The sequence below is a fragment of the Clostridium uliginosum genome (assembly GCF_900112485.1).
In the GTDB taxonomy this organism is placed as follows: Bacteria; Bacillota; Clostridia; order Clostridiales; family Clostridiaceae; genus Clostridium; species Clostridium uliginosum.
Genome location: NZ_FOMG01000076.1, coordinates 1 through 1,380, shown reverse-complemented (window position 1 = coordinate 1,380; position 1,380 = coordinate 1). Strand labels below are relative to the sequence as shown.

The following is a 1,380-nucleotide window of genomic DNA, read 5'->3' as shown; positions in this document are numbered from 1 at the left end:
CTATAATAGTGCAAAAATGCTTGAATAATTTTACAATTGAATAAAATAAAAAAACATTTATGATAAATCCTTGTTATAATTGAGTTCTCACACAAAAACTACAGCAAGGAGCTATACATAAATGTTTCAGAATTTAATTATATCAGATGAACTATCAATAAACAATTTCTTTAAAAAACTAAATTTTGATTTATACCTAACTAAACCACAATTAAGACATGTGGAAAGTATCATGAATGCAATGATTTCAAAAGGTTATAATGGTAAAATATCCGACGTAGCGGAGCTTGCTTCGCAAAGGCATCGAACAAGTACTACTAGATTTTTATCCAACAGTAATTGGGATGAAACACTTTTAAGTAATTCATTGAGATCACAAGTGTTAGACCTTATTTGGAGTAAATCTAGAAAAACTAATAAACCTATATACTTTATTATTGATGATACAATATCTGAAAAAACTAAGCCCTCGTCAAAGGCTAAAAACGTTATAGAAAAGTGCTCTTTTCATAACTCTCATCTAAAAGGTAAAATCGTATATGGTCATCAAATTTTAGTTTCATTACTATCTTGTGATGGGTTAGTGCTTCCTTACTCAATCGATATTTATGATAAAGATATTATGAGTAAAATAGAAATGACTCAAAATTTAATTAATTCACTACCCAAGCCTGAGAATAAAGGTTATGTTTTATGCGATAGTTGGTATAGTTGTAAAGCTATTTTCAATAGTTCCGTGGAAGCTGGTTACAGCTACATCGGTGCCTTAAAAACTAATAGAGTTATTTATCCTGAAGGATATAAGAGGTTAGGAATTAAACTTAATAAATTCGCAACAACACTAAAGATTGAAGATTTTGACCTTGTCACCGTTAAAAATCAAGAATACTATATCTTTAACTACGTTGGCGATTTAAAAGATATAAAGAATGTTGCAATTATACTTAGTTATCCTAAAGAATCTTTTCAAAAAGAAGGAGCATTAAAAACATTTATTTCTTTGAATACCTCATTAAATCCTTTAAATATTTTAACTCAATACACTGACCGTTGGGCGATTGAACCATTTTTTAGAGATTGTAAATCTTATCTTGGGCTTGATGGATATCAAGTTAGAAGTGAACGAAGCATTAAAAGATATCTTGCAATAATGACAATAAATTATACTTATTGCAAATTATATTCTAATGAATCTCATCACTTTAACACTGGATTTAAGTTAGCACAAAATGACCTCAAAAAAGCTAAAGTAATTTGGATTTACAATGCTGCCGCAAGCGGTGAGCCGGTAGCAAAAATTTTTGAGTACTTAAAAATAGCTTAGGAATCTCTTTGTTTATTCAACTGTAAAATTATTCAAGTAAAAATGCACTATTATAG

The 1,380-nt window shown here is 29.0% G+C and carries 1 protein-coding gene; it reads left to right on the top strand.

Annotated features, from left to right (window positions below; all coding sequences use genetic code 11):
- The first annotated feature begins 121 nt into the window (after window positions 1–121).
- Entirely contained in the window at window positions 122–1,324 is a 1,203-nt protein-coding gene (locus tag BM027_RS17880) for an IS701 family transposase (RefSeq protein ID WP_090094520.1), read from the top strand.
- The last annotated feature ends 56 nt before the right edge of the window (window positions 1,325–1,380 follow it).

Bases quoted from the DNA above. Each gene is read 5' to 3' on its own strand.
- BM027_RS17880 (WP_090094520.1), top strand. From the start codon at position 122: ATGTTTCAGAATTTAATTATATCAGATGAACTATCAATAAACAATTTC.